This window comes from Pseudomonas sp. ICMP 10191 (assembly GCF_001467335.1).
GTDB classification, from domain to species: domain Bacteria; phylum Pseudomonadota; class Gammaproteobacteria; order Pseudomonadales; family Pseudomonadaceae; genus Aquipseudomonas; species Aquipseudomonas cerasi.
The window spans coordinates 63872-89369 of record NZ_LKGW01000135.1; the positions used below are offsets into that span (position 1 = coordinate 63872).

The 25498-nt window shown below is 58.7% G+C and carries 18 protein-coding genes; 11 read left to right on the forward strand and 7 right to left on the reverse strand.

Features of this window, described 5'->3' with window-relative positions:
* Window positions 1-17 precede the first annotated feature (17 nt).
* The 4 genes from AO388_RS20840 to AO388_RS20855 form a co-directional block, all read right to left on the reverse strand.
* The gene (locus AO388_RS20840) at window positions 18-767 is read right to left on the reverse strand and encodes a FadR/GntR family transcriptional regulator (RefSeq protein ID WP_003313750.1); all 750 of its coding nucleotides are present in this window, start codon (window positions 765-767) and stop codon (window positions 18-20) included.
* A 114-nt stretch (window positions 768-881) separates the two neighbouring features.
* Complete coding sequence (locus AO388_RS20845) at window positions 882-2600, reverse strand: ABC transporter ATP-binding protein/permease (protein ID WP_058417050.1); 1719 nt, start codon at window positions 2598-2600, stop codon at window positions 882-884.
* An 89-nt stretch (window positions 2601-2689) separates the two neighbouring features.
* Window positions 2690-3253 carry a response regulator transcription factor gene (locus tag AO388_RS20850; protein WP_003395104.1) on the reverse strand — a complete coding sequence of 188 codons (564 nt, stop codon included), beginning with the start codon at window positions 3251-3253 and terminating at the stop codon, window positions 2690-2692.
* Window positions 3250-4509, reverse strand: coding sequence for an ATP-binding protein (locus AO388_RS20855; protein ID WP_003431607.1), 1260 nt, complete (start codon window positions 4507-4509; stop codon window positions 3250-3252). The genes AO388_RS20850 and AO388_RS20855 overlap by 4 nt, the downstream gene beginning before the upstream one ends.
* A 192-nt stretch (window positions 4510-4701) precedes the next feature.
* On the opposite strand from AO388_RS20855, the gene AO388_RS20860 reads away from it, so the two are divergent.
* From AO388_RS20860 to AO388_RS20905, 10 genes are all read left to right on the forward strand, one after another.
* Window positions 4702-5415, forward strand: coding sequence for an SIMPL domain-containing protein (locus tag AO388_RS20860; protein ID WP_003419020.1), 714 nt, complete (start codon window positions 4702-4704; stop codon window positions 5413-5415).
* Between the two features lie 137 nt (window positions 5416-5552).
* On the forward strand, window positions 5553-7160 hold the full coding sequence (locus AO388_RS20865) for an ABC transporter substrate-binding protein (protein ID WP_003431608.1): 1608 nt from the start codon (window positions 5553-5555) through the stop codon (window positions 7158-7160).
* Between the two features lie 257 nt (window positions 7161-7417).
* Window positions 7418-9046, forward strand: a complete 1629-nt coding sequence (locus AO388_RS20870) for an ABC transporter substrate-binding protein (RefSeq protein WP_044309441.1) — start codon at window positions 7418-7420, stop codon at window positions 9044-9046.
* Window positions 9047-9366: 320 nt separating this feature from the next.
* Window positions 9367-10959, forward strand: coding sequence for an ABC transporter substrate-binding protein (locus AO388_RS20875; protein WP_058398043.1), 1593 nt, complete (start codon window positions 9367-9369; stop codon window positions 10957-10959).
* Between the two features lie 156 nt (window positions 10960-11115).
* Window positions 11116-12495 carry an OprD family porin gene (locus AO388_RS20880; protein ID WP_003368668.1) on the forward strand — a complete coding sequence of 460 codons (1380 nt, stop codon included), beginning with the start codon at window positions 11116-11118 and terminating at the stop codon, window positions 12493-12495.
* 82 nt (window positions 12496-12577) lie between these two features.
* Window positions 12578-14173 (forward strand): ABC transporter substrate-binding protein, encoded by a 1596-nt coding sequence (locus tag AO388_RS20885; protein ID WP_003431611.1) that lies wholly within the window; start codon window positions 12578-12580, stop codon window positions 14171-14173.
* Between the two features lie 74 nt (window positions 14174-14247).
* A complete protein-coding gene (locus AO388_RS20890; protein ID WP_003313766.1) occupies window positions 14248-15258 on the forward strand; it encodes an ABC transporter permease subunit in 1011 nt (336 codons plus the stop codon).
* A 10-nt stretch (window positions 15259-15268) separates the two neighbouring features.
* Window positions 15269-16180, forward strand: a complete 912-nt coding sequence (locus tag AO388_RS20895) for an ABC transporter permease subunit (RefSeq protein ID WP_003431612.1) — start codon at window positions 15269-15271, stop codon at window positions 16178-16180.
* 10 nt (window positions 16181-16190) lie between these two features.
* A complete protein-coding gene (locus AO388_RS20900) occupies window positions 16191-17159 on the forward strand; it encodes an ABC transporter ATP-binding protein (RefSeq protein WP_054081996.1) in 969 nt (322 codons plus the stop codon).
* A complete protein-coding gene (locus AO388_RS20905) occupies window positions 17159-18133 on the forward strand; it encodes a peptide ABC transporter ATP-binding protein (protein WP_003313770.1) in 975 nt (324 codons plus the stop codon). The genes AO388_RS20900 and AO388_RS20905 overlap by 1 nt, the downstream gene beginning before the upstream one ends.
* Window positions 18134-18431: 298 nt before the next feature.
* Here the strand turns inward: AO388_RS20905 and AO388_RS20910 are convergent, their stop codons facing one another.
* The 3 genes from AO388_RS20910 to AO388_RS20920 all read right to left on the reverse strand — a co-directional run bounded on the left by AO388_RS20910 (window position 18432) and on the right by AO388_RS20920 (window position 22526).
* A complete protein-coding gene (locus AO388_RS20910) occupies window positions 18432-20954 on the reverse strand; it encodes a PepSY domain-containing protein (RefSeq protein WP_058417091.1) in 2523 nt (840 codons plus the stop codon).
* 36 nt (window positions 20955-20990) lie between these two features.
* Window positions 20991-21254: a hypothetical protein gene (locus AO388_RS20915; RefSeq protein WP_046718983.1), complete on the reverse strand. Its 264-nt coding sequence runs from the start codon at window positions 21252-21254 to the stop codon at window positions 20991-20993.
* 108 nt (window positions 21255-21362) lie between these two features.
* Window positions 21363-22526 carry a type III PLP-dependent enzyme gene (locus AO388_RS20920; protein ID WP_003368674.1) on the reverse strand — a complete coding sequence of 388 codons (1164 nt, stop codon included), beginning with the start codon at window positions 22524-22526 and terminating at the stop codon, window positions 21363-21365.
* 468 nt (window positions 22527-22994) lie between these two features.
* Here AO388_RS20920 and AO388_RS20925 point away from each other — a divergent pair, with 468 nt between their 5' ends.
* A complete protein-coding gene (locus tag AO388_RS20925) occupies window positions 22995-25469 on the forward strand; it encodes a M60 family metallopeptidase (RefSeq protein ID WP_058417092.1) in 2475 nt (824 codons plus the stop codon).
* Window positions 25470-25498: the final 29 nt, after the last annotated feature.

The window sequence follows — 25498 nt, forward strand, 5'->3', positions numbered from 1 at the left end:
GTGTCCTCTTTTAATCCTCAAGCCCGCTGCGATTCAGCCTCTTCATGCGCATGGCGCAGGCGTTCGCGGCTGTTGGTGAGGTGCAGGCGCATGGCCGCGCGGGCCGCATCGGAATCCTGGCGGGCGATGGCGTCGAAGATTTCTTCGTGCTCACGGCTCAGCCGATCCATGTAGTGCTGCTGGTCATCATGCGCCAGACGCGCGGAATTGAGCCGGGTACGCGGGATGATGCTGGTGCCCAAGTGGGTCATGATGTCCGTGAAGTAGCGATTGCCGGTCGACAAGGCAATCTGCAGATGGAACTGGAAGTCCGACGCCACGGCATCGGTGGCGTGTGCCGCACTTTCATTGAGCGCGTCCAGCGCCGAACGCATGGCTGCCAGTTGTTCATCACTGCGCCGCTGGGCTGCAAGGCCTGCCGACTCGACTTCCAGACTGATGCGCAACTCGAGAATCGCCAGTACATCACGCAGGGTGACGATGGTCGCAGGGTCAATCCGGAAGCCACTGGGGCTCGGCGTGTCGAGCACGAAGGTGCCGATGCCGTGACGGGTCTCGACCAGACCGGAGGCCTGCAGACGCGAAATCGCCTCACGCACGACAGTCCTGCTGACGCCCTGCTCTTCCATGATTGCGGATTCGGTGGGCAGTTTGTCGCCGCGCTTGAGCTGACCGCTGCGAATACGCTCGGACAGCTCTGTCACCAGCTCCTGCGCGAGGCTGCGGTGTTTTCTGCGGGCGCGGGGCAGAGCGCTTTGATTTTCCATCCAACATCGATCTCTGGACTGCTAAACATGGGGCTAATCATAGCTCAGCGGTTGTATGATCACACCCTCAAAAGCGCCGTGTCCCCTATAGCATCGACCTCAAAACGTTGCGAATCACGGTTGCTCGATCAATTTGCCGCCCTCGACACGCACATGCCGGTCATGAAAGCGTTTGAGGCTGCTGCGGTGCCCGACGCTGATCAGCGTCAGGCCCGGCAGCCCGTCGATGACTGCACGGTGCATGGCCGTCTCGTCATCTTCGTCCATGGCCGAGGTGGCTTCATCCACATACAGCCAGTTCGGCGCGACCAGCAGGGCACGAGCGAACGCCACCCGCTGCTGCTCGCCCGGTGAGAGAAAACGCTGCCAGTGATTACTTTCGTCCAGACGCGGTATCAGGTGCTCCAGACGGCACTGCTCCAGTACCTCGGCAAATCGCTGAGCCGGGTAATGTTCCGCGGGTTGTGGATAACTCATCGCCTCACGCAGTGTGCCGATAGGCAGGTAAGGCCGCTGCGGCAGGAACAGCGCCGTACCGGTGGGCAAGCGAATCTGCCCCGCCCCCTCAGGCCAGAGACCGCCCAACGCCCTCAGCAACGAGCTTTTACCACTGCCCGAACGACCGCTGAGCATCACCCGCTCTCCCGCGCCGACCTGCAGACTCGCGTCGCTCAGCAATTGCCGCCCACCGGCGATGCTCAAGCCCAGATTGCGCAGGTCAAGCGTGTCGTTGGCGTGAATTCTTTCGATAGCAGGCTGCCGATCTTCATTGTCACTCATCGCCTGACGGAAGCTCAGCAGACGGTCGCTGGTGGCGCGCCATGACGCCAGCGTGCCATAGGCGCTGATGAACCAGCTGAAGTTCTCCTGCACATTGCCGAATGCCGAGTTGATCTGCATCAGATCACCCAGCTCGATCTTGCCGGCGAAATACCGTGGCGCGGCCACAATGAACGGAAAGATCAACGCAATCTGCGAATAGCCCGAGGTGAAGAACGTCAGCCGCTTCTGGACCTTCATCGACGCCCGGAAGTTATTCCAGATCATCATGAAGCGCGCGCTCAGGCGCTGGTTTTCATTGCGTTCGCCCTCGGACAAGGCAATGCTTTCAGCGTTTTCGCGCACACGCACCAGCGCAAAACGCAGGTCTGCCTCGAATCGCTCCTGCTGGTTGTTCAACGGGATCAGCCGCTTGCCGATCCAGTGGGTCAGCAGGCTGCCCACCAGCGCATAGAGCATGGCCGCCCAGAACATGTAACCAGGAATGGTGACGCCGAACACCTCGATACTGCCCGACACGCCCCAGAGGATCACTGAAAACGACACCAGACTGACCACCGCGCTCATCAAACCCAGGCCCAGGCTGAGCGTGCTGGTGGTGAACTCGTTGAGGTCTTCGGACAGACGCTGGTCAGGGTTATCGGTGTAACCGCCCTGCTCCAGGTGGTAGTAGTTCTTGTCCGCGAGCCAGCGCGCGAAGTGTTTCTCCGTCAGCCAGCGGCGCCAGCGGATGGTCAGCAACTGGGTCAGGTACAAGCGATAGACCGCCGCCAGAATGGCGATCGCGGCGATGCCGCTGAAGTACAGGATCAGGTGGGTGAACGCGGCAAGATCCTTGTTCTGCAGAGCGTTGTAGAAGTCTCGGTACCAGCTGTTGAAAAACACCGAGACCTGCACGCTGAACAGCGACAGCGCGATCACCGAGACCAGCAGCAGCCAGGCAGTGGCCTTTTCCTCACTGCGCCAGTACGGCGTTATCAGCTTCCAGACGCGGGGTAGAAAGGTTCCTTGCACAGTATCGTTGACGGCAGAATATTCAGCATTGCGATTCATGTGGTTCAGGCTCGCTCTCTTCGAAAGTACGATGCCTGAGCACAATGAAGCAAAAAAACGCCTAAACGATCACTATGAAAAAACCTTCATCAACGCCGCACGGGACGCTTCTGCAACTTGCGCTGCAAGGTGCGGCGGTGCATGCCCAGCGCCCGCGCAGTTGCGGAAATATTGCCCTCGTGCTCGGTCAGCACGCGCTGGATATGCTCCCACTGCAAGCGATCCACCGACATCGGATTCTCGGGAACCAGCGTGTCGAGGTTGGCGTGCTCGGATAGCAGGGCCGCCAGTACGTCATCCGCGTCAGCCGGTTTGCACAGGTAGTTGCACGCGCCGCGCTTGATCGCTTCGACCGCCGTGGCGATGCTCGAATAACCGGTGAGAATCACCACGCGCATGTCCGGGTCCATTTCCAGCAGCTTGGGCAGCAGCACCAGACCGGAATCGCCGTCCATCTTCAGGTCCAGCGCGGCATATTCGGGAATGTCCTGTTGCGCCAGGGCCAGACCTTCTTCGGCCGAGCCGGCGGTGCTCACGCGAAAACCACGACGGCTCATGGCCCTCGCCATCACACGGGTGAACGTCGCGTCGTCATCGACCAGCAACAGGTGCGGCAGCTCTTCGCCTTCGACCTGGATGTCATCGTCACTCATGCTTCTTCTCCTCGCGTATCTCGGGGCAGGCGCAGCTCGGTGAGCGTACCGCCTTCTTCATGACTGTAGAGCTTCACCGAGCCACCCGCACGGGTGACGCTGGCCTTGCTCAGGAACAGCCCCAGGCCGAAACCTTTGCCCTTGGTAGTAAAGAACGGCTTGCCGATCTGTTCGGCAATCGCCAGCGGCACACCCGCGCCATGGTCGCGAATGCTGATGCAGACTTCCGCACTGTCCCAGTCCAGATTGACTTCAAGGCCATCGGGGCAGGCATCGGCAGCGTTGTTGAGCAGGTTGAGCAGCGCCTGGGTCAGGTCCGGCGGCGGTGCCAGCATCGGCGCCTCGCCCTTGCCCAACTGATAGAAACGGTAACTCACCTCCGGGCGCATCAGATGCCAGCGGTTGAGGGACTCGTCCAGCCAGCGGGTGGCGGTCTGATATTCGACGGCCATGCGCCGATTGGCTTCGGCGGCACGCACCAGTTGCTGCAGGGTCTGCTTGCACTGTTTGACCTGCTCCTGCAGCACGGACAGATCATCCTGCAACGCTGGGTCGCTGTGATCCTGGCGCATTTCCTTGAGCAGCACGCTCATGGTTGCCAGCGGCGTTCCCAATTCATGGGCGGCCCCTGCAGCCTGGGTCGCGACGGCGAGCAATTGCTGATCACGCAGGCCTTCTTCGCGACGCTCGGCACGCAGTTGCTCCTGGCGGCGCAGCTCTTCGGCCATCTTCGCAGCAAAGAAGGTAATCACCGCAGCGGCCAACGCAAAACTCAGCCACATGCCGTAGATCTGCATGTTTTCCCGGGCAATGGAGTCGGTTTCCAGCGGGTAGGAGCGCACCATCAGCAAGGTGTACATGCTCAGCGCAAAGCCGGACAGAATCAGCGAGTAACGCCATGGCAGCGTGGCGGCGGCAATGGTCAGCGGCACCAGATAATAGGAAACGAACGGGTTGGCCGAGCCGCCCGAGTAATACAGCAGCGCGCTGTGAATCAGCAGGTCCAGCGCCAGTTGTAGCGCATATTCAAGCTCGGTGAGCGGCAGCGAGGTGCGCAGACGAATGACTGTCAGCCCGCAGAGCACCAGCGAACAGCCCAGGGTGATCGACAACTGCAGCCACGGCAACGGCAGAAAGTCGAACAGCCAGGCCATACCGACCGAGCCGGCCTGCGCGGCCAGCACCAGAATACGGATGAATGTCAGGCGCCACAGGTTTTGCCGTGTGGCTGAAAGCATTTGAACGGGGGCGAGCATGAGCTCTCCTGATGAGTGCTCCAGGCGGATCGCAGCGAGTATAACCAAGCGGGAGATAAAACTGAAAAAGTGCGTCAACGCACCGCACGCCAGAGCACTCGGTCATCGCAGGAACCGGACCAAAGCGCTACAGTCAGAACACTTTGCGCCGCCCGACCATCGTCGGAGGCCGTTTGATAACAAGGAGCTCTCATGTTCAACCTTCGCCCTGCCGCCACCCTCGTCGCGCTGGCTGCGGCTTTGTCCAGCCTGCCCGCCATGGCTGAAGAAGCCCGTTACAACCAGATTTCATTGCGCGCCGAGGTCAATCAGGAGGTGCAGCGCGACCTGATGCTCGTCACGCTGTACACCGAAGCGCAGGACAGCGATCCGGCCAAACTGGCCGCGCAGATCACCGAAACGCTGAACAAGGCGCTGGGGCAGGCGCGCCAGGTCAAGGACGTGAAGATTCGCCAGGGCAGCCGCAACAGCTACCCGGTCTACGACGATAAAGGCCAGAAGATTACCGGCTGGCGTGAACGCGCCGAACTGCGCCTGGAAAGCGCAGACTTTGCTGTGCTGTCCAAGCTGACCGGCGAGCTGCTGACCGACCTGAAAATGGGCGGCATGGACTTCTCGATCTCGCCATCGACGCGCAAGACCAGTGAAGACGCCCTGCTCAAGGACGCGGTGACTGCGTTCAAGGCTCGCGCGCAACTGGTCACCGAGGCGCTAGGCGGTACAGGCTACAAGCTGGTCAACCTGAATCTGAATACCTCGGGCTACCCGCAGCCGTATCTGCGCGCGCCGGTCATGATGATGGCCAAGTCCTCGCGCGAAGACGCAGCTCCGACGCCTGATGTCGAGGCTGGCACCAGCCAGGTCAGCGTCGCCGCGGATGGCGTGATCGAAGTCGCGATACCCTGAGCAGGGTTGATCATTGAGCCCGAGCCCGGAAAAGCGAGCTCCAATCAGCACAACCATCGTTCCCATGCTCGGCGTGGGAACGCAGTTCCGGACGCTCTGCGTCCGATCTTGAGAACGCAGTACCACGCGAGGGATCCATGGGACACACACTTTTCAAACCGCTGCTGTTGACCACCGCGCTGCTGGCCTGCGCACCTTTGGCCCAAGCGGCAAGCACGCTGGTGTATTGCTCGGAAGCAAGCCCGGCCGGTTTCGACCCCAGCCAGTACACCAGCGGCACCGACTTCGATGCCTCGGCCGAAACCGTTTTCAACCGTCTGACCCAGTTCAAGCGTGGCGGTACGGAAGTGGAGCCGGGTCTGGCCACGCGATGGGACGTTTCGCCGGATGGTCTGACCTACACGTTTCACCTGCGCGACGGCGTGAAATTCCATACCACGGATTATTTCACCCCGACTCGTACGTTCAACGCCGATGACGTGCTGTTCACGTTCAATCGCCTGCTTGATGCCAACCACCCGTTCCGCAAGGCGTATCCGTCCGAGTCGCCCTATTTCACCGATATGGGGCTGAATACGACGATCAAGAGCGTCGAGAAAGTCGACCCGCTGACCGTCAAGTTCACCCTGAACAACATCGATGCCGCCTTTGTGCAGAACCTGGCGATGAGCTTCGCCTCGATCCAGTCTGCCGAGTACGCAGACAAACTGCTCAAGGAAGGCAAGGCCGAGGACTTGAACCAGAAGCCCATCGGCACGGGTCCGTTCGTCTTCAAGCGCTATCAGAAGGATTCACAGATCCGTTACGTCGGCAATACCGAGTACTGGAAGCCGGAGGATGTGAAGATCGACAACCTGATCTTCTCGATCAGCAGCGATGCCGCCGTGCGCCTGCAGAAGCTCAAGGCCAACGAATGCCAGGTCAGCGGCTATCCGCGTCCGCAGGACATCGAGGAGATGAAAAAGGACCCGAAACTCAAGGTCCTCAGTCAGCCGGGCTTCAACCTGGGCTTCCTGGCCTACAACGTTACGCATCCGCCGCTGGACCAGCTCAAGGTGCGTCAGGCGCTGGACATGGCCATCGACAAGCCAGCAATCATCAAGGCGGTTTATCAGAGTGCAGGCCAGCTGGCTGAAAATGCCCTGCCGCCGGGTCAGTGGAGCTTCGATCCGACCATCAAGGACGCCCCGCACGACCTGACCAAAGCCAAACAACTGCTCAAGGAAGCAGGTGTGGCACCGGGTACCAAAATCGATCTGTGGGCCATGACCGTCCAGCGCGCGTCGAACCCCAATGCACGCATGTCGGCTCAGATGATTCAGTCCGACTGGGAGAAGATCGGTATCAAGGCCAACATCGTCAGCTATGAATGGGGCGAATACATCAAGCGCGCCAAGGCCGGCGAACATGACGCAATGATCTATGGCTGGACCGGTGACAACGGCGACCCCGACAACTGGCTCGGCGTGCTTTACAGCTGCGCAGCCGTCAAAGGCAGCAACTACGCCAAGTGGTGCGACCCGGCTTACGACAAGCTGGTGCAGAAGGCCAAGCTGACCAGCAACCGCGATGAGCGCATCAAGCTCTATCAGCAGGCTCAGCACATTCTCAAGCAGCAGGTGCCGATCACCCCGATTGCCAACTCCAAGGTGTTTCAGCCAATGCGCCAGGAAGTGCAGGACTTCAAGATCAGCCCCTTCGGCCTGACACCCTTTTATGGTGTCAGCCTGGGAACAGTGAAGTAACAACACAGCGCCAACCGGGTGCATTTTTCTCACCCGGTTGCGCTTTATTGGTGCACGAAACAATTGAAAAAGCGTCGCGCAAACGATCAACTACCAAGAAAGTTACACTTTCGCGACATTCCTGTACGATCGTGCCACTCTTTGTCGCTTCTTTCGCCTCACTGTCTTGCTTTGGGTATGGCCCCTGCATAAGTATCGGACGGATCGGCTCACGAGGTCGTTCCCTCTAATCAAAAATGACAACAACTGAGGCAACCATGCTCAAACACGCGGTCATTCCGTTTCTGGTCGGCGCCAGCTTGCTCGCCAGCGCACCTTTCGCTCACGCTGCATCGAATCTGGTGTTCTGTTCCGAGGGCAGCCCTGCGGGCTTCGATCCAGGTCAATACACCACAGGTACTGACTTCGACGCCTCAGCCGAGACCATTTTCAATCGCTTGAGCCAGTTTGAACGCGGCGGCACCGCCGTGGTGCCAGGTCTGGCAACCAAATGGGACATCTCCGACGATGGCCTGACGTACACCTTCCACCTTCGTGAAGGCGTCAAGTTCCACACCACGTCCTACTTCAAGCCGACCCGTGAATTCAATGCCGATGACGTGCTGTTCACGTTCAATCGCATGATCGACAAGGACATGCCTTACCGCAAAGCGTATCCGACCGAGTTCCCGTACTTCACCGATATGGCGATGGACACCAACATCACCAAAATCGAGAAGATCGACGACCACACCGTCAAGTTCGTTCTGGGCAAGGTCGACGCCGCGTTCATCCAGAACATGGCGATGAGCTTCGCGTCCATCCAGTCCGCAGAATATGCCGCCCAGCTGCTGAAGGAAGGTAAGCCGGAGCTGATCAACCAGCAGCCGATCGGCACTGGTCCGTTCGTGTTCAAGAGCTACCAGAAAGACTCCAACATCCGTTACACCGGCAACAAGGATTACTGGAAGCCTGAGGACGTCAAGGTCGACAACCTGATCTTCGCCATCACCACCGATGCTTCGGTGCGCATGCAGAAGCTCAAGAAAAACGAATGCCAGATCACTGCCTACCCGCGTCCTGCCGACCTCGAACCGCTCAAGGCCGACAAGAACCTGAAGATGCCCGATCAGGCAGGCTTCAACCTGGGGTACATCGCCTACAACGTGATGCCTGAGATCAAGGGCGAAGACCATCCAAATCCCCTGGCTCAGTTGAAAGTGCGTCAGGCGCTGGACATGGCGGTCAACAAGCAGCAGATCATCGACTCGGTTTACCAGGGTGCAGGTCAATTGGCGGTCAACGCCATGCCGCCGACCCAGTGGTCCTATGACACCACCATCAAGGACGCCAAGTACGATCCCGAGAAAGCTCGCGAGCTGCTCAAGGAAGCCGGTATCAAGGAAGGCACCGAAATCACCCTGTGGGCGATGCCGGTTCAGCGTCCTTACAACCCCAACGCCAAACTGATGGCCGAGATGCTCCAGTCCGACTGGAAGAAGATCGGTATCAACGCCAAGATCGTCAGCTATGAATGGGGCGAGTACATCAAGCGCGCCAAGAATGGCGAGAACGGCGCCATGCTGATTGGCTGGAGCGGTGACAATGGTGACCCGGACAACTGGCTCGGCACCCTGTTCGGCTGCGACGCACTGAATGGCAACAACTTTGCCAAATGGTGTGACAAGCCGTTCGACACGCTGATCCATCAGGCCAAGGAAACGTCCGATCAGGCCAAGCGCACCGAGCTGTACAAACAGGCGCAACACCTCCTGAAAGACGCCGTGCCAATGACGCCTATTGCGCACTCGACGGTCTATCAACCCATGCGCACCAGCGTGCAGGACTTCAAGATCAGCCCGTTTGGCTTGAACTCCTTTTACGGTGTGAGCGTGAGCGGCAAATAAAAGTGACAGCTTGCTGCGCCGCTCATCCGGCGCAGCAAACCGCTCTACTTGAATAGCAAGCCCCGAGCGATGGGTTGAAAAAGTGCCGATAACGGCATTCTTCTACTATCACTAAGATATTTCCTACGAGCTTTGCAGCCTTCGAGCCTATATACCGCGGACCTCTGACGACTTACCGTCGAAGGGCAGCGGCAATGGCAGGAAGCCCGTCGCTTCGTGTCCAGGTGCGCCGGGCATGTCGTGCGAAGTTGCGTGGGGCGACGCCTTTGGGCCAGTTAGACATTCGAGCCTCGGCTCATCCTTCGAGGATAGGGATCATCATGCGTAAAACTCTTGCGATGACGTCGTGCCTGGGACTGTTGGCACTGGCCCCGTTTGCCCAGGCGGCAAGCAATCTGGTGTTTTGCTCCGAAGCGAGTCCGGCTGGCTTCGACGGTGCGCAATACACCTCCTCCACCGATAACGATGCATCCGAGCCGATCTACAATCGACTCACCGAATTCAAGCAAGGCGACACCACCGTGGTTCCAGCGCTGGCGACTTCCTGGGACATCTCGGAAGACGGCCTGGTCTACACGTTTCATCTGCGCGAGGGCGTGAAGTTCCACAGCAACAAGAACTTCAAACCCAGCCGTGACTTCAACGCCGACGATGTGCTGTTCACCTTCAATCGCATGCTCAAGCCCGATCATCCGTTCCGTGTCGCTTACCCGACCGAGTTCCCCTACTTCACCAGCATGGGCCTGAACAAGAAGATCAAGTCCGTCGAGAAGACCGACCCGCTGACCGTCGTGTTCACCCTCAATACGGTCGACGCGGCCTTCATTCAGAACATCGCGATGAACTTCGCCGGCATCCTCTCCGCCGAGTACGCCGAACAGCTGATGGCCAAGGGTGACGTACGCGACATCAACCAGCAGCCTATCGGCACAGGCCCGTTCGTGTTTCAGCGTTATCAGAAGGATTCGCAGATTCGCTACAAGGGCAACAAGGAGTTCTGGGACCCGAGCCGGGTGAAAATCGATCAGTTGATCTTCGCCATCGTGACCGACGCCTCTGCGCGCATGCAAAAGCTCAAGGCCAATGAATGCCAGGTCTCGGTCAACCCGCGCCCGGCGGACCTCGCCAGCCTCAAGGCAGACAAAAGCCTGCAGATCATCGAGAAGCCTGGCTTCAACCTGGGCTACATCGCCTACAACGTGCGCCACGAACCGTTGGGCAAGCTGGAAGTGCGCCAGGCGCTGGACATGGCCGTCAACAAGAAGGCGATCATCAACGCGGTTTACCAGGGCGCAGGGCAACTGGCAGTCAACGCCATGCCACCGACCCAGTGGTCCTATGACGACACTATCAAGGACGCCCCCTACGACCCGGAAAAAGCCAGGACCCTGTTGCGTGCCGCGGGCATCAAGGAAGGCACCGAGCTGACCCTGTGGGCCATGCCGGTTCAGCGCCCTTACAACCCTAACGCCAAACTGATGGCCGAAATGCTTCAGGCCGACTGGGCCAAGGTCGGCATCAAGGTCAAGATCGTCAGTTACGAATGGGGTGAATACCTCAAACGCACCAAAAACGGCGAGCACGATATCTCGCTGATCGGCTGGACCGGCGACAACGGTGACCCGGACAACTGGCTGGGCACGCTTTACAGCTGCGCCGCGATTGGCGGCAACAACTACTCGATGTGGTGCGACGAAAAATACGACCAACTGGTCAAGGCCGCGGTTGCGACCACTGACCGCGCGAAGCGTACCGACCTGTACCAACAGGCGCAGCGCTACCTCAAGGAGCAGGTGCCGATCACACCGGTTGCCCACTCGACCGTCAATCAGCCATTGCGCGCCGAGGTCAGGGACTTCCACGTCAGCCCGTTCGGTCGCAACAATTTTTCAGGCGTCAGCATCGTCGATTGATCGAAAACTCCGCACGCCCTCGCCGTCTTGTGTCACGGCGAGAGCGGGCACTTGCGCGTCGATACCTATAACAACGCAGGACCCAAAGTCCTGCACCACCAAAAGCCAGGCTTAAAGAACTGGCATATAAAAAAGTGATAAAGGGAGCTGCACATCGTGAAAACAACTAGCACTGCATTATTGGCATTGTCTCTCTCGTCGTTTGGCGCACTGGTTCAGGCTGAACCGGCAAGCCAGACGTTCGTACCGACCGAGCTGAGTTCAAAGAATGCACAGGCCGACGCCAACGGCTTTATCGAAGACCAACACCTGACCGGCACGACCCGTAACTGGTACGCCAATGAACTCAAGCGTCGCGGCGAAGTGTTCCGCTACAACGACAACGGCGTTGCCGAGCAGACCTCGCGTCGCATCAACTGGCAGCAGGGCACGATCGTCAACTACACCTCCGGCTATACGCAGGGCGTTGTAGGTTTCTCCACCGAACTGGCGCTGTACAACGCCATTGCGCTGGACCGTGACACCGACGACTTTGCCGGCAACTCCAACCGTACCCTGGCACACAGTGACGGTGATGCAGTGGGTCAGTGGAGCAAGATGGGCCTGGGCAACGTGAAGGCGCGGGTTTCCAACACCGTCCTGACCATGGGTCGCCAATCGGTGAACACCCCGGTCATCGCCTTCATCGGCAACCGCGCACTGCCGTCCAGTTTCCAGGGTTTTGCAGTCCAGAGCGACGAATTCAACAACCTGTCCCTGCAGGGCGGCAGCTTCGACCGCGTATCGCCACGTATGGAACAGAGCCTGGACAAGTTCCGCTCCGAGTACGGTGATCGCAGCAAGACGGCCGACCGTCTGGACATGTTTGGTGGTGACTACAAGCCGACCGACAGCCTGACCGCCAGCTTCTATGCGTCCAACCTCGAAGACTTCTGGCACCAGTACTACTTCGGCTTCACCCACGAACTGGGTGACAGCAAGGTGTTCGCCCTCAGCACCAACCTGAACTACTACAAGACCAAGGATGCAGGTCAGAGCAAGCTGGGCGCGATCGACAACGATACCTACAGCCTGTCCTTCACCGGTACACATAACGCGCACAGCATCAGCGTTGCGTACCAGGAAGTTAACGGTAACGAGTATTTCGACTACGCCCACGACACCAACGCGATTTTCCTGGCCAACTCCCTGCTCTCGGACTTCAACGGCCCGAACGAGAAGTCCCTGCAGGTCGCTTACGTACTGAACATGGCCGAATATGGCGTGCCGGGCCTGAAATTCAACATCTACCAGGCACGTGGCTGGGACATCGACGGTACGCACTACAAGGGCACCGGCTACACCGACGTACTGGCAATGGACGGCGAGACTCACTACGAATACGGCATTGGTTCGTCGTACTCCGTGCAGTCCGGCCCGCTCAAGGCCACTGCCATCCGCGCCACCTACACCACGCACCGCGCCAGCGAGAATCAGGCTGATGGCAACATCAACGAATTCCGTCTGGTGACCACCGTTCCGTTCAACATTCTTTGATTCGCTGAAAACCGTTGGGGCGCAAGGCAATGGCCTTGCGTCCCATCATCACCATCGGCGTCAACTCTATGGAGGGTTCACAATGAAACTGTTATCGCTACGAAACTCGATCGCCCTGGCCCTGCTCAGCGTCGCCGTCAGTGTTTCGGCAAAACCCCTGGTGGTCTGCACCGAAGCCAGCCCCGAAGGCTTCGACATGGTGCAATACACAACAGCAGTGACGGCCGATGCCGTGGCTGAAACCGTGTTCAACCGCCTCGCGGATTTCAAACCCGGTACCACGGAAGTGATTCCTGCGCTGGCTGACTCCTGGGAGATCAGCGACGACGGCCTGACGTACACCTTCCACCTGCGTAAAGGCGTCAAGTTCCACACCACCGATTACTTCAAACCGACCCGCGACATGAACGCCGACGATGTGCTCTGGAGTTTTCAGCGTCAGCTGGACCCGAAGCACCCGTGGCATGACAAGTCGAGCGTCGGCTTCCCCTACTTTGAAAGCATGGGCTTCAAAGAGCTGCTGAAAAGCGTCGAGAAAACTGACGACTACACCGTCAAGTTCACCCTGACCCGCCGCGAAGCACCATTCCTGGCCGACCTCGCGATGGCCTTCGCGTCGATCTACCCGGCTGAATACGCTGACCAACTGTTGAAAGCCAACAAGACCGGCGACCTCAACAGCAAGCCGATCGGCACCGGCCCGTTCATCTTCCAGCGCTATGCCAAGGATGCGCAGGTACGCTTCAAGGCAAACCCGGACTACTTCCGCGGCAAGCCGCCTGCCGATGCCTTGATTCTGGCAATCGCCACCGACAACAACGTGCGCCTGCAGAAGCTCAAGGCCAACGAATGTCAGATCGCGCTGTATCCGAAGCCGGACGACGTACCGAGCATCAAGAAAGACCCGAATCTGAAAATCGATGAGCTGGAGGCAATGACCACCGGCTACATCGCTATCAACACCACGCACAAGTACCTGAGCGACGTGCGCGTCCGCAAAGCCATTGACATGACGTTCGACAAGAACGCTTATGTCAACGCGGTGTTCGGCAAGGGCAACGCGCTGGTAGCGGTCAACCCGTATCCGCCGACCCTGCTGGGTTATAACAAAGACCTGAAAAACCCACCGATTGACCTCGACAAGGCACGCGCCTTGCTGAAGGAAGCTGGCGTTCCGGAAGGCACCACGTTTACCCTGTTCACCCGCAACGGCGGCGGACCAACCAACCCCAACCCGATGCTCGGCGCGCAAATGATGCAATCCGACCTGGCGAAGATCGGCATCAAGATCGACATCCGCGTCATGGAATGGGGTGAAATGCTCAAACGTGCCAAGAATGGCGAACATGACATGGTGTCTGCTGGCTGGGCAGGCGACAATGGCGACCCTGATAACTTCCTGACTCCGATGCTGAGCTGTGAAGCGGCGAAAAACGGCGAGAACTACGCCCGCTGGTGCAACGCCGATTTCCAGAAGCTGATCGATAAGGCGCGTGAAACAGTGAACCCCGAGGAGCGCGCTGGGCTCTATGAACAGGCCCAGGCCATATTCAACAAGGATCAGCCATGGATCAGCATGGCTCACACCAGAATGTTCACCGCCATGCGTAAAAATGTGGAGGGCTACCAAATCAGCCCGCTCACAACCAACAACTTCGCCACTACCCAGGTGAAGTAGAAAAACAATCCGGCGAGCTCATAACCCGAGACTCGCCGGAGCATGCCTAACCGGCTGATGAGGTACACACCAAGATGTTTAGTTTTATCGCCCGCCGAGTGGGGTTGCTGATACCCACTTTCTTCGGCATCACCTTATTGACCTTCGCCCTGATTCGTCTGATTCCGGGCGACCCGGTCGAAGTCATGATGGGTGAGCGCCGTGTCGATCCGGAAATGCACGCTCAGGCCATGGAACGTCTGGGTCTGAACAAACCCCTCTACGCCCAGTACATCGATTACATCGGCAAGCTAGCCCAGGGCGACCTCGGTGAATCGTTGCGTACACGCACCAGTGTCTGGTCCGAATTCACTTCGCTGTTCCCGGCAACCCTGGAGTTGTCGCTGGCGGCGCTGATTTTCGCGGGTATTCTCGGCCTGCTGGCCGGGGTGATCGCCGCACTCAAGCGAGGGTCCCTGTTCGACCATGGGGTCATGGGGATTTCCCTCGCTGGCTATTCCATGCCGATCTTCTGGTGGGGCCTGATCCTCATCATGTTCTTCTCGGTAACACTGGGATGGACCCCTGTTTCCGGGCGGATCGACCTGCTGTACGACATTCCGCCGGTCACCGGCTTCATGCTGATCGACACGCTGCTGAGTGACGAACAGGGTGCGTTTCTCGATGCCCTGCACCACATGATTCTGCCGGCCATCGTGCTGGGTACCATCCCGCTGGCGGTGATCGCCCGGATGACCCGCTCGTCGATGCTCGAAGTATTGCGGGAAGACTACGTGCGAACCGCCCGCGCCAAAGGCCTGTCGCCTGCCCGTGTGGTCTTCGTTCACGGCCTGCGCAACGCGCTGATTCCGGTACTGACCGTGTTCGGCCTGCAAATCGGTACGTTGTTGGCCGGTGCGGTACTCACCGAAACGATCTTCTCCTGGCCGGGTATCGGCAAGTGGTTGATCGAAGCCATTGGCGCCCGGGACTACCCGGTCGTGCAAAACGGCATTCTGCTGATCGCCTGTCTGGTGATCCTGGTCAATTTCGTGGTGGATATCCTCTACGGCTTTGCCAACCCACGCATTCGTCACCAGCGCTGAGATCATCGATATGAGCACCCCTACTCCTGCGGTAGCAGTCGATCAAAGCCTGCTTTACCCATCCCCGTACAAAGAATTCTGGCAAGCCTTCTCGAAAAACAAAGGCGCGGTTGCCGGCCTGCTGTTCATGACCCTGATCGTGTTCTGCGCCCTGTTCGCGCCCTGGGTTGCCCCCCATGACCCGAGCGAGCAATACCGCGACTTCCTGCTCACGCCGCCGGTATGGCTTGAAGGCGGTCAATGGCAATTCATCCTCGGCACCGACGAACTGGGCCGCGACCTGCTGTCACGCCTGATCCAGGGTTCGCGCCTGTCGCTGCTGATCGGTCTGGCATCGGTGGTCATGTCGCTGATCCCAGGCATTCTGCTGGGCCTGCTGGCGGGCTTTTTCCCGCGCATTCTGGGCCCTTCGGTGATGCGCCTGATGGACATCATGCTGGCCTTGCCCTCGCTGCTGCTGGCTGTGGCCATCGTGGCGATCCTCGGCCCTGGCCTGATCAACACCGTGATCGCCATCGCCATCGTGTCGCTGCCTTCCTATGTTCGTCTCACCCGCGCTGCGGTGATGGGCGAACTGAACCGCGACTACGTGACGGCCGCCCGTCTGGCCGGCGCCACCCTGCCGCGCCTGATGTTCATCACTGTGCTGCCCAACTGCATGGCACCGCTGATCGTTCAGGCCACCCTGAGCTTCTCGTCGGCGATTCTCGATGCCGCAGCGCTGGGCTTCCTGGGTCTGGGCGTACAGCCACCGACGCCTGAGTGGGGCACCATGCTCGCCTCGGCGCGCGACTACATCGAACGTGCCTGGTGGGTCGTGAGCCTGCCCGGTCTGACCATTTTGCTCAGCGTGCTGGCAATCAACCTGATGGGCGACGGTCTGCGCGATGCGCTGGACCCGAAACTCAAGAACGCCGCCTGAGGAGATTCGCATGTCACTTCTTGAAATCAAGAATCTCAACGTCCGCTTCGGCGACGCCAAGGCCGTACCTGTTGTGGACGGCCTGTCCCTGAGCGTCGAAAAGGGTGAAGTACTGGCCATCGTCGGCGAATCGGGTTCCGGTAAATCGGTGACCATGATGGCGCTGATGGGGCTGATCGACTCCCCCGGCATCATCACCGCCGACGCGCTCAATTTCGACGGCAACGACCTGCTCAAGCTCAACGCACGGCAGCGTCGACGCATTATCGGCAAAGACCTGGCGATGGTCTTTCAGGACCCGATGACCGCTCTGAACCCCAGTTACACCGTGGGCTTCCAGATCGAGGAAGTGCTGCGCCAGCACCTGAACATGTCGGGCAAGGCTGCACGCCAGCGTGCACTGGAACTGCTGGAAAAGGTCGAGATCCCTGGCGCCGCCGCGCGCCTGAATGCCTACCCGCATCAATTGTCCGGCGGCATGAGCCAGCGTGTGGCGATTGCCATGGCGATTGCCGGCGAACCGAAACTGCTGATCGCCGACGAACCGACCACCGCGCTGGACGTGACCATTCAGGCGCAGATCATGGAGCTGCTGCTGAGCCTGCAGAAAGAGCAGGACATGGCACTGGTGCTGATTACTCACGACCTGGCTGTCGTGGCCGAAACCGCCCAGCGTGTCTGCGTGATGTACGCCGGTCAGGCCGTCGAAGTCGGGCAGGTGCCGGGGCTGTTCGATGTCCCTGCCCACCCGTACAGCGAAGCCTTGCTGGCCGCCATTCCCGAGCACAGCATGGGCGCCGAGCGCCTCGCCACGCTGCCGGGCATGGTCCCGGGCCGCTATGACCGTCCACAGGGTTGCCTGCTGTCACCGCGCTGCCCTTACGTGCGCGACAACTGCCGAATCGAACGCCCTGCCCTTGATCCCAAGGCGCACAGTCTGGCGCGCTGCTTCTATCCCTTGAATCAGGAGGTGGCGTAATGAGCGTCGTACTTACCGCCCGCGACCTTACCCGTCACTACGAAGTCTCCCGCGGCCTGTTCAAGGGCACAGCGCTGGTGCGTGCGCTTAACGGCGTGTCCTTCGAACTGGAAGCCGGCAAGACCCTGGCTGTGGTCGGCGAGTCCGGCTGTGGCAAATCGACACTGGCGCGCGCGCTGACGCTGATCGAAGAGCCTTCATCCGGCTCGCTGAAAATCGCCGGTCAGGAAGTTGCCGGGGCCAGCAAGGCCGAGCGCAAGCAGTTGCGCAAGGACGTGCAGATGGTCTTCCAGAGTCCTTATGCCTCGCTCAACCCGAGGCAGAAAGTCGGGGATCAGCTCGGCGAGCCGCTGCTGATCAACACCAGCCTGTCAGCCGCCGAACGCCGCGAGAAAGTCCAGGCGATGATGGCCCAGGTCGGTTTACGCCCTGAGCACTATCAGCGCTACCCGCACATGTTCTCCGGCGGTCAGCGTCAGCGTATCGCGCTGGCTCGGGCGATGATGCTGCAGCCCAAGGTGCTGGTAGCGGACGAGCCGACTTCAGCGCTGGACGTGTCGATTCAGGCGCAGGTACTGAACCTGTTCATGGACCTGCAGCAGGAATTCAACACCGCCTACGTGTTCATCTCCCACAACCTGTCGGTGGTGCGCCATGTCGCCGATACGGTATTGGTGATGTACCTGGGCCGGCCTGCGGAAATGGGTCCCAAGGAAGAGATCTACAACCGTCCGCTGCACCCGTACACCCAGGCGCTGCTGTCGGCGACTCCGACCATCCATCCGGACCCGCTCAAGCCGAAGATCAAGATCGTCGGCGAGCTGCCCAACCCGCTCAACCCGCCAAGCGGCTGCGCCTTCCACAAGCGCTGCCCCTATGCGACCGAGCGTTGCGCAGCCGAAGTGCCAGAGCTGCGCCTGGTGGATAACCGCCAGGTGGCTTGCCACTATGCCGAGCAATTTGTAGCGGCGTAGCTAAAAGCCAAAAGACTATCGTGCCCACGCTCCAGCGCTCAGCGTTATACACAAGTACGCTTTTGATTCTGGCCAGCGGCCGTGGGAGCGAGCTTGCTCGCGAAGAGGCCAGTAAATCCCCTGAAAATGGGGCGTCTGGGCCATCGTATTCGTGAGCAAGCTCACTCCCACAGGGCTCTTGGACGCTCCGCGTCCGGTTTTGAGTGTGCAGTGCGGCGCAGATTTGTGACGCAAAGCGTCACTGAAGGCATTCCCACGCTGGAGCGTGAGGACGATACTCTCAACTATCGTGCGATGCTTAATACACATCCCGCCGATAACGCCCTTCCTCGATCAATTCGCTGATCGCCTGCTCGCCCAGCACCTCGTTCAACACCTGATCCACGCCCGCCGCCATACCCCGCAAGCTGCCACAGATGTAAATCGCAGCCCCTTCGTCGAGCCATAGACGCAGTTCATCGGCCGCCTCGCGCAAGCGATCCTGCACGTAGATTTTCTCTGCCTGATCGCGGGAAAAAGCCAGGTCCAGGCGCGTCAGAAGACCAGCCTCCAGCCAGCCCTGCAGTTCAGCGCCGCAATGAAAGTCATGCGCCCGGTTACGTTCGCCAAACAACAACCAGTTGCGCACCTGCCCTTGAGCGATACGCGCCTTGAGCAGGCTGCGTAAACCGGCCAGCCCCGTACCATTGCCCAACAGGATCAGCGGGACAGGTTCGACAGGCAGATGAAAGCTGCTGTTACGGCGCAAACGCAGGCTGACGGCACCGCCCACGGCACAATGTTCGGTAAGCCACCCCGAACCCAGCCCCAGGCTACCGTCGGCATGCACTTCCTGACGCACGATGAGTTGCAGAATGCCGTCCTGCGCAATCGAGGCAATCGAGTATTCACGTACGGAGACCGGCACCAGCGCATCGATTAACGCTTGCGCATGCAGCCCCACCAGATGTGAACGGTTCTGCGGTAACTGGCGGCTTTCCAGCGCCTGCGCGAGCGGTTCCTGCAAGCCATCCACGCTGACCGATGCGCCCGGATCGACACCCAGCCCGGCGAGAAACGGCTCGATGACCTGCAGTGTGTGGCGCGGCATCACCTCGACCAGATCCCCCGCCTGCCAATGCGCAAGGGCTGGCGGCGTCAGGTCCAGCAGATAGACCTCCGAACCACTGCTGCCAGCGTTTAAAAGCACGCGCCGGGCCAGCGTCCAGTTCTCGAAAACCGGTGTCTGCCAGTGCGCTGCCGGCACGGAGCCAGTCAACTGCCCCAATTGCTGCTGCCAGTGTTGCAGGGCCACAGGATCGGCGCTGTCCACTTCAACAGGCGGAAACACGCTGCGCCCGCCCTGCTCGGTCAACCAGTCATGCAAACGATGGGCAAAGCCGCAAAAATGCGGATACTGCCGGTCGCCGAGCGCCAGAACGGCGTAATCGAGCTGGTTCAGTGAAAGCGGACTACCCAGCAGATTGCGCTCAAAACGTCGGGCACTGTCCGGTGCCTCTCCGTCACCAAAGGTACTGACAACGAACAAGGCATTGCGGCTTCGGCATAGCTCTTCTTCGCTCAGATCGCCCAGTTGCTTCACGCGCACCGACAATCCTGAAGCCTGCAACTGGCCAGCGGTCTGCCAGGCCAATTGCTCGGAGAAACCGCTTTGACTGGCGAAACAGACGAGCCAGGATGCGTCATCGTCGTGGTCATCACCCTGAACCTCGCCGCGTGCACGCTCGATATCACGCTTCTTGCGACGTCGATCCAGGTACAGCAACCAGCCAGTAATGAAGAACAGCGGCATCAGCAACGATGCGCCGGTCATGATGATTCGACCGACGAGCCCGAAGTAGCTGCCGACGTGCAGCGCATAATTGCTGGCCAGCAATTGCGCACCGAAACTGCGCTCGGCATAGCGTACAACCGAGCTGACCTGACCATTGGCCGGATCAAGGGTGATGGTGTTCAGCGCGCGCGGGTGCGGTGAATCCTTGAGCAGGTAAAACACCGTGGCAGGCTGACCGCCGGCAGCAGGCAGGCGCAGGTTGTAAGCGCGCAAGTCCGGCCCGGCAGCCTTCTGGATACTGTCCCAGACCGCCACGTAATCGACCACCAAGGGCGATCTTCCAGCAGCCTTGGCTGGCGCAGCTACGTCTTCGTTGAGCGGCGAATCCCCGATCAGTTTATTCAGACCGTTGCTCACCCAGTCATACGACCAAGTGAGTCCCGTGAGGGCGAACAACAGGTAGAACAACAGGCACCAAGTGCCGAAGACCGAATGCAGGTCCCAATTGAAACTTCGGCCTTTCTTTGCCCAGTCAACCGTCAGCCAGACCCGCCAGTTCCGCACTGCGCGAGGCCAGCGCAGGTAAAGCCCGGACAGGCAAAAGAACACCAGAATCAGCGTACACGCCGCCGTAACCTGCTTGCCCGCCTCGCCCATGGCCAGATAACGGTGCAGCTTCAGGACAAAGTCGAAAAAACCCTCCCCTACTGCATTGCCTTTAAGCTCGCCGGTGTAGGGGTCGAAATTGCGTTTGGGGCCTCGACGCTCACCTGCTTTGGGCGTGAAAAACACCTGAGCGACACGGTTGCCAGTGGTTTCGACACGCAGAATAGCGACCGTCAGGCCGGTCGCGGCCTCCAGCCTGCGCACCAGTTCAACGGGTGGCAGCGTGGCACCACGCGACTCGACCAACAGCACATTCGGGTTCAGCGCGTCGAGAATTTCGTCCTCGAACGAATACAGCGCACCGGTCATCCCCATTAGGGTCAACACCAGACCTGCCGTGATCCCGAAGAACCAGTGCAACTGAAACAGGACTTTCTTCAGCACGCTCGCCACTCTCACTCATATTTCGCGGCGCAATTAATGCACTGACGGCCATGGCCTGTCTATCTGTAACGTGTCTTTTGCATGTTTCAACGCTTCGAGCAATTTGCTCATCTCGCGAACGTAATCGGTCTTGCAAAACTCGACCGAGGCAAGGGCCGAGAGCTGGTCACGCTTGCCCACTTCGACGTCCAGCGCTGCATGCTTTTCGTCAACCGCTGCCTGCAGTTCGGTCAACTGCGTTCGCTGCTTTTCCCTCAAGCCTACCAACTGATCCTGGAACGTATCGGGTTTCGGCAAAAAAAACGCTGCACTTATCGTACGGATCAGCGCCTAAAGGCTTGTATAACTATTTTTTTACGGGCAAAAAAAAGCCCACTTTCATGGGCTTTTTCTGACGCAGGTAATTTACAGGTAGAACGACTTCAATGGCGGGAAGCCATTGAATTCCACTGCGCTGTAGCTGGTGGTGTAGGCACCGGTGGACAACCAGTACATACGGTCACCGATGGCCAGGTTGAGTGGCAGACCGTACTTGTAGTTTTCGTACATGATGTCGGCGCTGTCGCAGGTAGGGCCGGCGATGACCACTTCTTCCATTTCGCCTTTTTTCTCGGTCCAGATCGGAAACTTGATGGCTTCGTCCATGGTTTCGATCAGACCGGAGAACTTGCCCACGTCGGTGTATACCCAACGCTCGACCGCAGTACGCGACTTACGGGCGACCAATACCACTTCGCTGACCAGAATACCGGCGTTGGAGATCAGCGAACGGCCTGGCTCCAGAATGATTTCCGGCAGGTCATCACCGAAGTCTTCCTTCAGGAAGCGGATGATCTCTTCAGCGTAGGTTTCGAGGCTGTTGGTGCGGGTGATGTAGTTAGCCGGGAAGCCGCCACCCATGTTGATCAGCTTGAGAACGATGCCGTCTTCTTCTTTCAGACGCTCGAAGATCACTTTGACCTTGGCAATGGCAGCATCCCAGACGCTGATGTCGCGCTGCTGCGAGCCGACGTGGAAGGAGATGCCGTAAGGCACCAGACCCAGGTCGCGGGCAAGAATCAGCAGGTCCATGGCCATGTCGGTCTGGCAGCCGAATTTGCGCGACAGAGGCCAGTCGGCAGTGGTCGAACCTTCGGTCAGAATACGCACATAGACTTTCGCGCCCGGTGCAGCCTTGGCAATGTTACGCAGGTCGGCTTCGGAGTCGGTCGCAAACAAACGCACGCCCTTCTCGTAGAAGTAGCGAATGTCCTTGGATTTCTTGATGGTGTTGCCGTAGCTCATGCGCTCCGGACCGACACCACAGCTCAGGACCTTGTCCAGCTCGTAGATCGACGCAATGTCGAAGCTCGAACCCTTTTCCTTGAGCAGATTGATGACTTCAACGGCAGGGTTGGCCTTGACCGCATAATAAACCTTGGCGAATTCGAAGCCCGCACGCAGGTCGTCATATGCCTTGCTGATGATGTCAGTATCAATGACCACGAACGGGGTTTCTTGCTTGTCAGCGAACGCCTTCATTTTCTTGAAGGTTTCGGCTGAGTAGTAGTCTTCGACATTGATCGGCATGCTGCTGGAACTCCTATTGGCAAACGGTATTGGTCAATGGGTACAAATGAACGCCCTCCGTATCCCCACTTTGGTTCGCCTACTTCCCAAGGCATGTCGCCGAAAGCAAAAAGGCCCTGAAGGGCTGCCTTCCTGGCCTTGCTGTCTCGTCGTCAGTACTTGAGCCGGATGGATCGTTTCCAGCATGGACGTTCGGCGCGAACTTTAGGACCTGAGGGGCCGGATATCAACAAAAAATGTCGCGTTTTTGCACAGGGCTCTTGAGTTGCCTTCCCAAGGACCTGTTTAACCGACCTGCATGACAGGCAGATGTTCCCCACCTCCGTCGCCAATGCCTTTTCGCAGCACGCTGGGCATCACCTTATTCACCGGCACGCAAAGCAAATCAGCCTGTCAGTTCTGTCAGTAGACGGATGCAGGGGTTGCGCGCTCAATAAACAGCTCAGACCGCCTTTTCAGGTAACGATCATGGATGACCGACACCTTCACGCCGCAAGCTCCGTTGCGCCCAGTGCAGTTCAAGCCCGGTGGCAAGTCTTCGGCTTCGGATCTGCCGAAAGTCATCGCCAACGTCACGCCCGTACCAGGACACACACCGACTTTCAGCCGACTAATATTTATGTAACGAAAGGCGATCGGCTGGAAATCACAGCAACCAGTCTGTACATGAATCTGGTGTCTGCAGTGATCGGGGTGCCAGAACTGGATACCCCCACCTCGTACCCGCTGAACCGTGGCATGAACGTTCTTGTCGCTACCAACACAGGCCTGCTGGGCTTCACCAACCTGGACCCCCTTGGCCACGTGGTTCTGGACATAACAGGACAGTACAACCATGTGCCGTTTTTCAGAATGGATATGACCAATCTGGAATGGGAACAGCAAATGGCGCACTACAGCGAAGCGCCTGTCGTGCTGCTTACCAGCCCGAGGGCTATTGTCGTGGTGCGCTATCAGAGCGCACAGCTCTACCTGACCGATCCCGTAAAGCTGATGGGCAATTTCGATGGTGCCATTAGCGCGCAGGATGGTATTTCAGGCTTGATCGACTACGGCACGATGGAATGGGCGCTTGATCCCAGTAAACATTTCTACGTGGAAGCGGACCGGCTTTACATGTTTGCCACAAACGGTCATATGGGGTTTAACGGATCGGCTGCGCTGGCGCGTTTATTGTCGACCGCCCCTGAAGATGGTTGGGGCCCTTGGCACGAAAGCGGCCATCAACGACAACTCAGCCCTATGACATGGGGCACCGGCACCGGAATGACAGAGGTCACGGTCAATCTCTACTCGATGGCCGCCCAAGAGTTTTTCCTTGGCCGTGCTACAGGCGCCGACTCCAGTTACCCCCCCGTGAAAGAGTACCTGGCCAGTAGCCTGCGAGCGTACGACAACATCAAGGAGGCCGGACACAAGCTTGTCATGCTCTGGCAATTGCGTCTTAGCTTCGGTACTTCGTTCTACCCGCAATTGCACCAGCGCTATCGGCTCATGCACAACCCGCCCACCGTCAGCGACGATAAAGCGCAGCGCTTCATCGTCGAAACCTCGCTGCTGAGCCACCTCAACCTGGCGGAATTCTTTGATCGCTGGGGGTTGTACCCAACCCCTGAAACCCTCAACCAGATCGCCGACCTGCCCGCATTGACGCGGGCCATTTGGGAAAATGACGCTGAGACGACGATCCCAATCGATCTGCCGTTGCTCACTTATACCCCGCCGCTTGCCCATATCCTGTCCAGCGTGCACGGTACCTTTCAAGACCGGATAAAGTTTACCGTTGCCAAGCAATGGTACACGCCATACCGTTACGAAATAACGCTCAACGGCACGTTAGTGGCGTGGGCAGACAACGGCGAACACGTGGGTTGTGAAGCCCGTATCGAGGAAGGCATCGCCTACGTTGAAGCCAGCACTCCCCTCTCCGAAGGGGATGAGGCGTCAGTCAAGGTGTTTGCTGGAGGCAAGCCATACACTGTGGCCAGCACCGCATCACGACCCATCCTGCTGTTCAATATCAAGGCCATGTTTACCGATGACCGTTGCGCTGAACTGAGGCCCGGCATTACCCAGCCAAGGCTTGACGTTCTTTTCTTCAATCTGGAGAAAGAAAAGACCGATGAACTGCACGGCCGACTATTGAACCGTGCACAACGGTTGCTCCTGCAAAAAACCATAAGAAGCGTGATCGTCAGCGCAGGACTTGTCCAAGTGACGTTCGAGGGTGAGGCTTTCAAGAATTATGATTACACGATCGTCTTCGGAGCCCCTCCTTATGCAACGCTTGAGAAGGGCTCCCCCAACGGCTCAGGACTTATTGACAACACCTGGATACGCCTCGGCGGCGTAGGCCATCAAGAGGTGACCATCACGGCAATTGCAGGCATAGGGAAACCCTATACCCTGTTCTCCGGCAACGTCGAACAGGCAAAAATCGCCCTGCCCATCCGCCAGCTCTTCACCGACTCAACGATGACCCAACTGGTAGCAGGTGTCGATCAGGCAAGCGTTGATGCCCTGTACATGACCGTCAATGGCAACCCTCTCATCAGCGTGACAAACCGGGCGTCTTACCGTTCTTATCTGGCCATTGCCCAGAGTATGTTGTTGCGACTGACAGTCGCAAAGGTCGTCAGAACAGATGACCTGCTGGAGGTCTATTTCGAGGGAGACACGTTTAAAAAGCTTAACTACAAGCTTTTGGTCAACGACCTCTATGCCTCCGAGATCACCCAAGGCAAAGCCTACTATTCAAGTGTGTCCAACCAGGTCTGGACCAGCAGCAAGAAGTTCGAGGGTAATGACCACTGTAAAGTGAACGTCGAGTATCAGGGGGTCGTGACAACGGTGTATGAGAGCGACGCTGCAGACGCAATGACTGCGTCTGCATTGCAGAAAAACAACGTTACTCAATGTGGCATGGAGAATTTCCAAGTGTGAACATTGCCGCCAGCCATGATGCTGGCGGC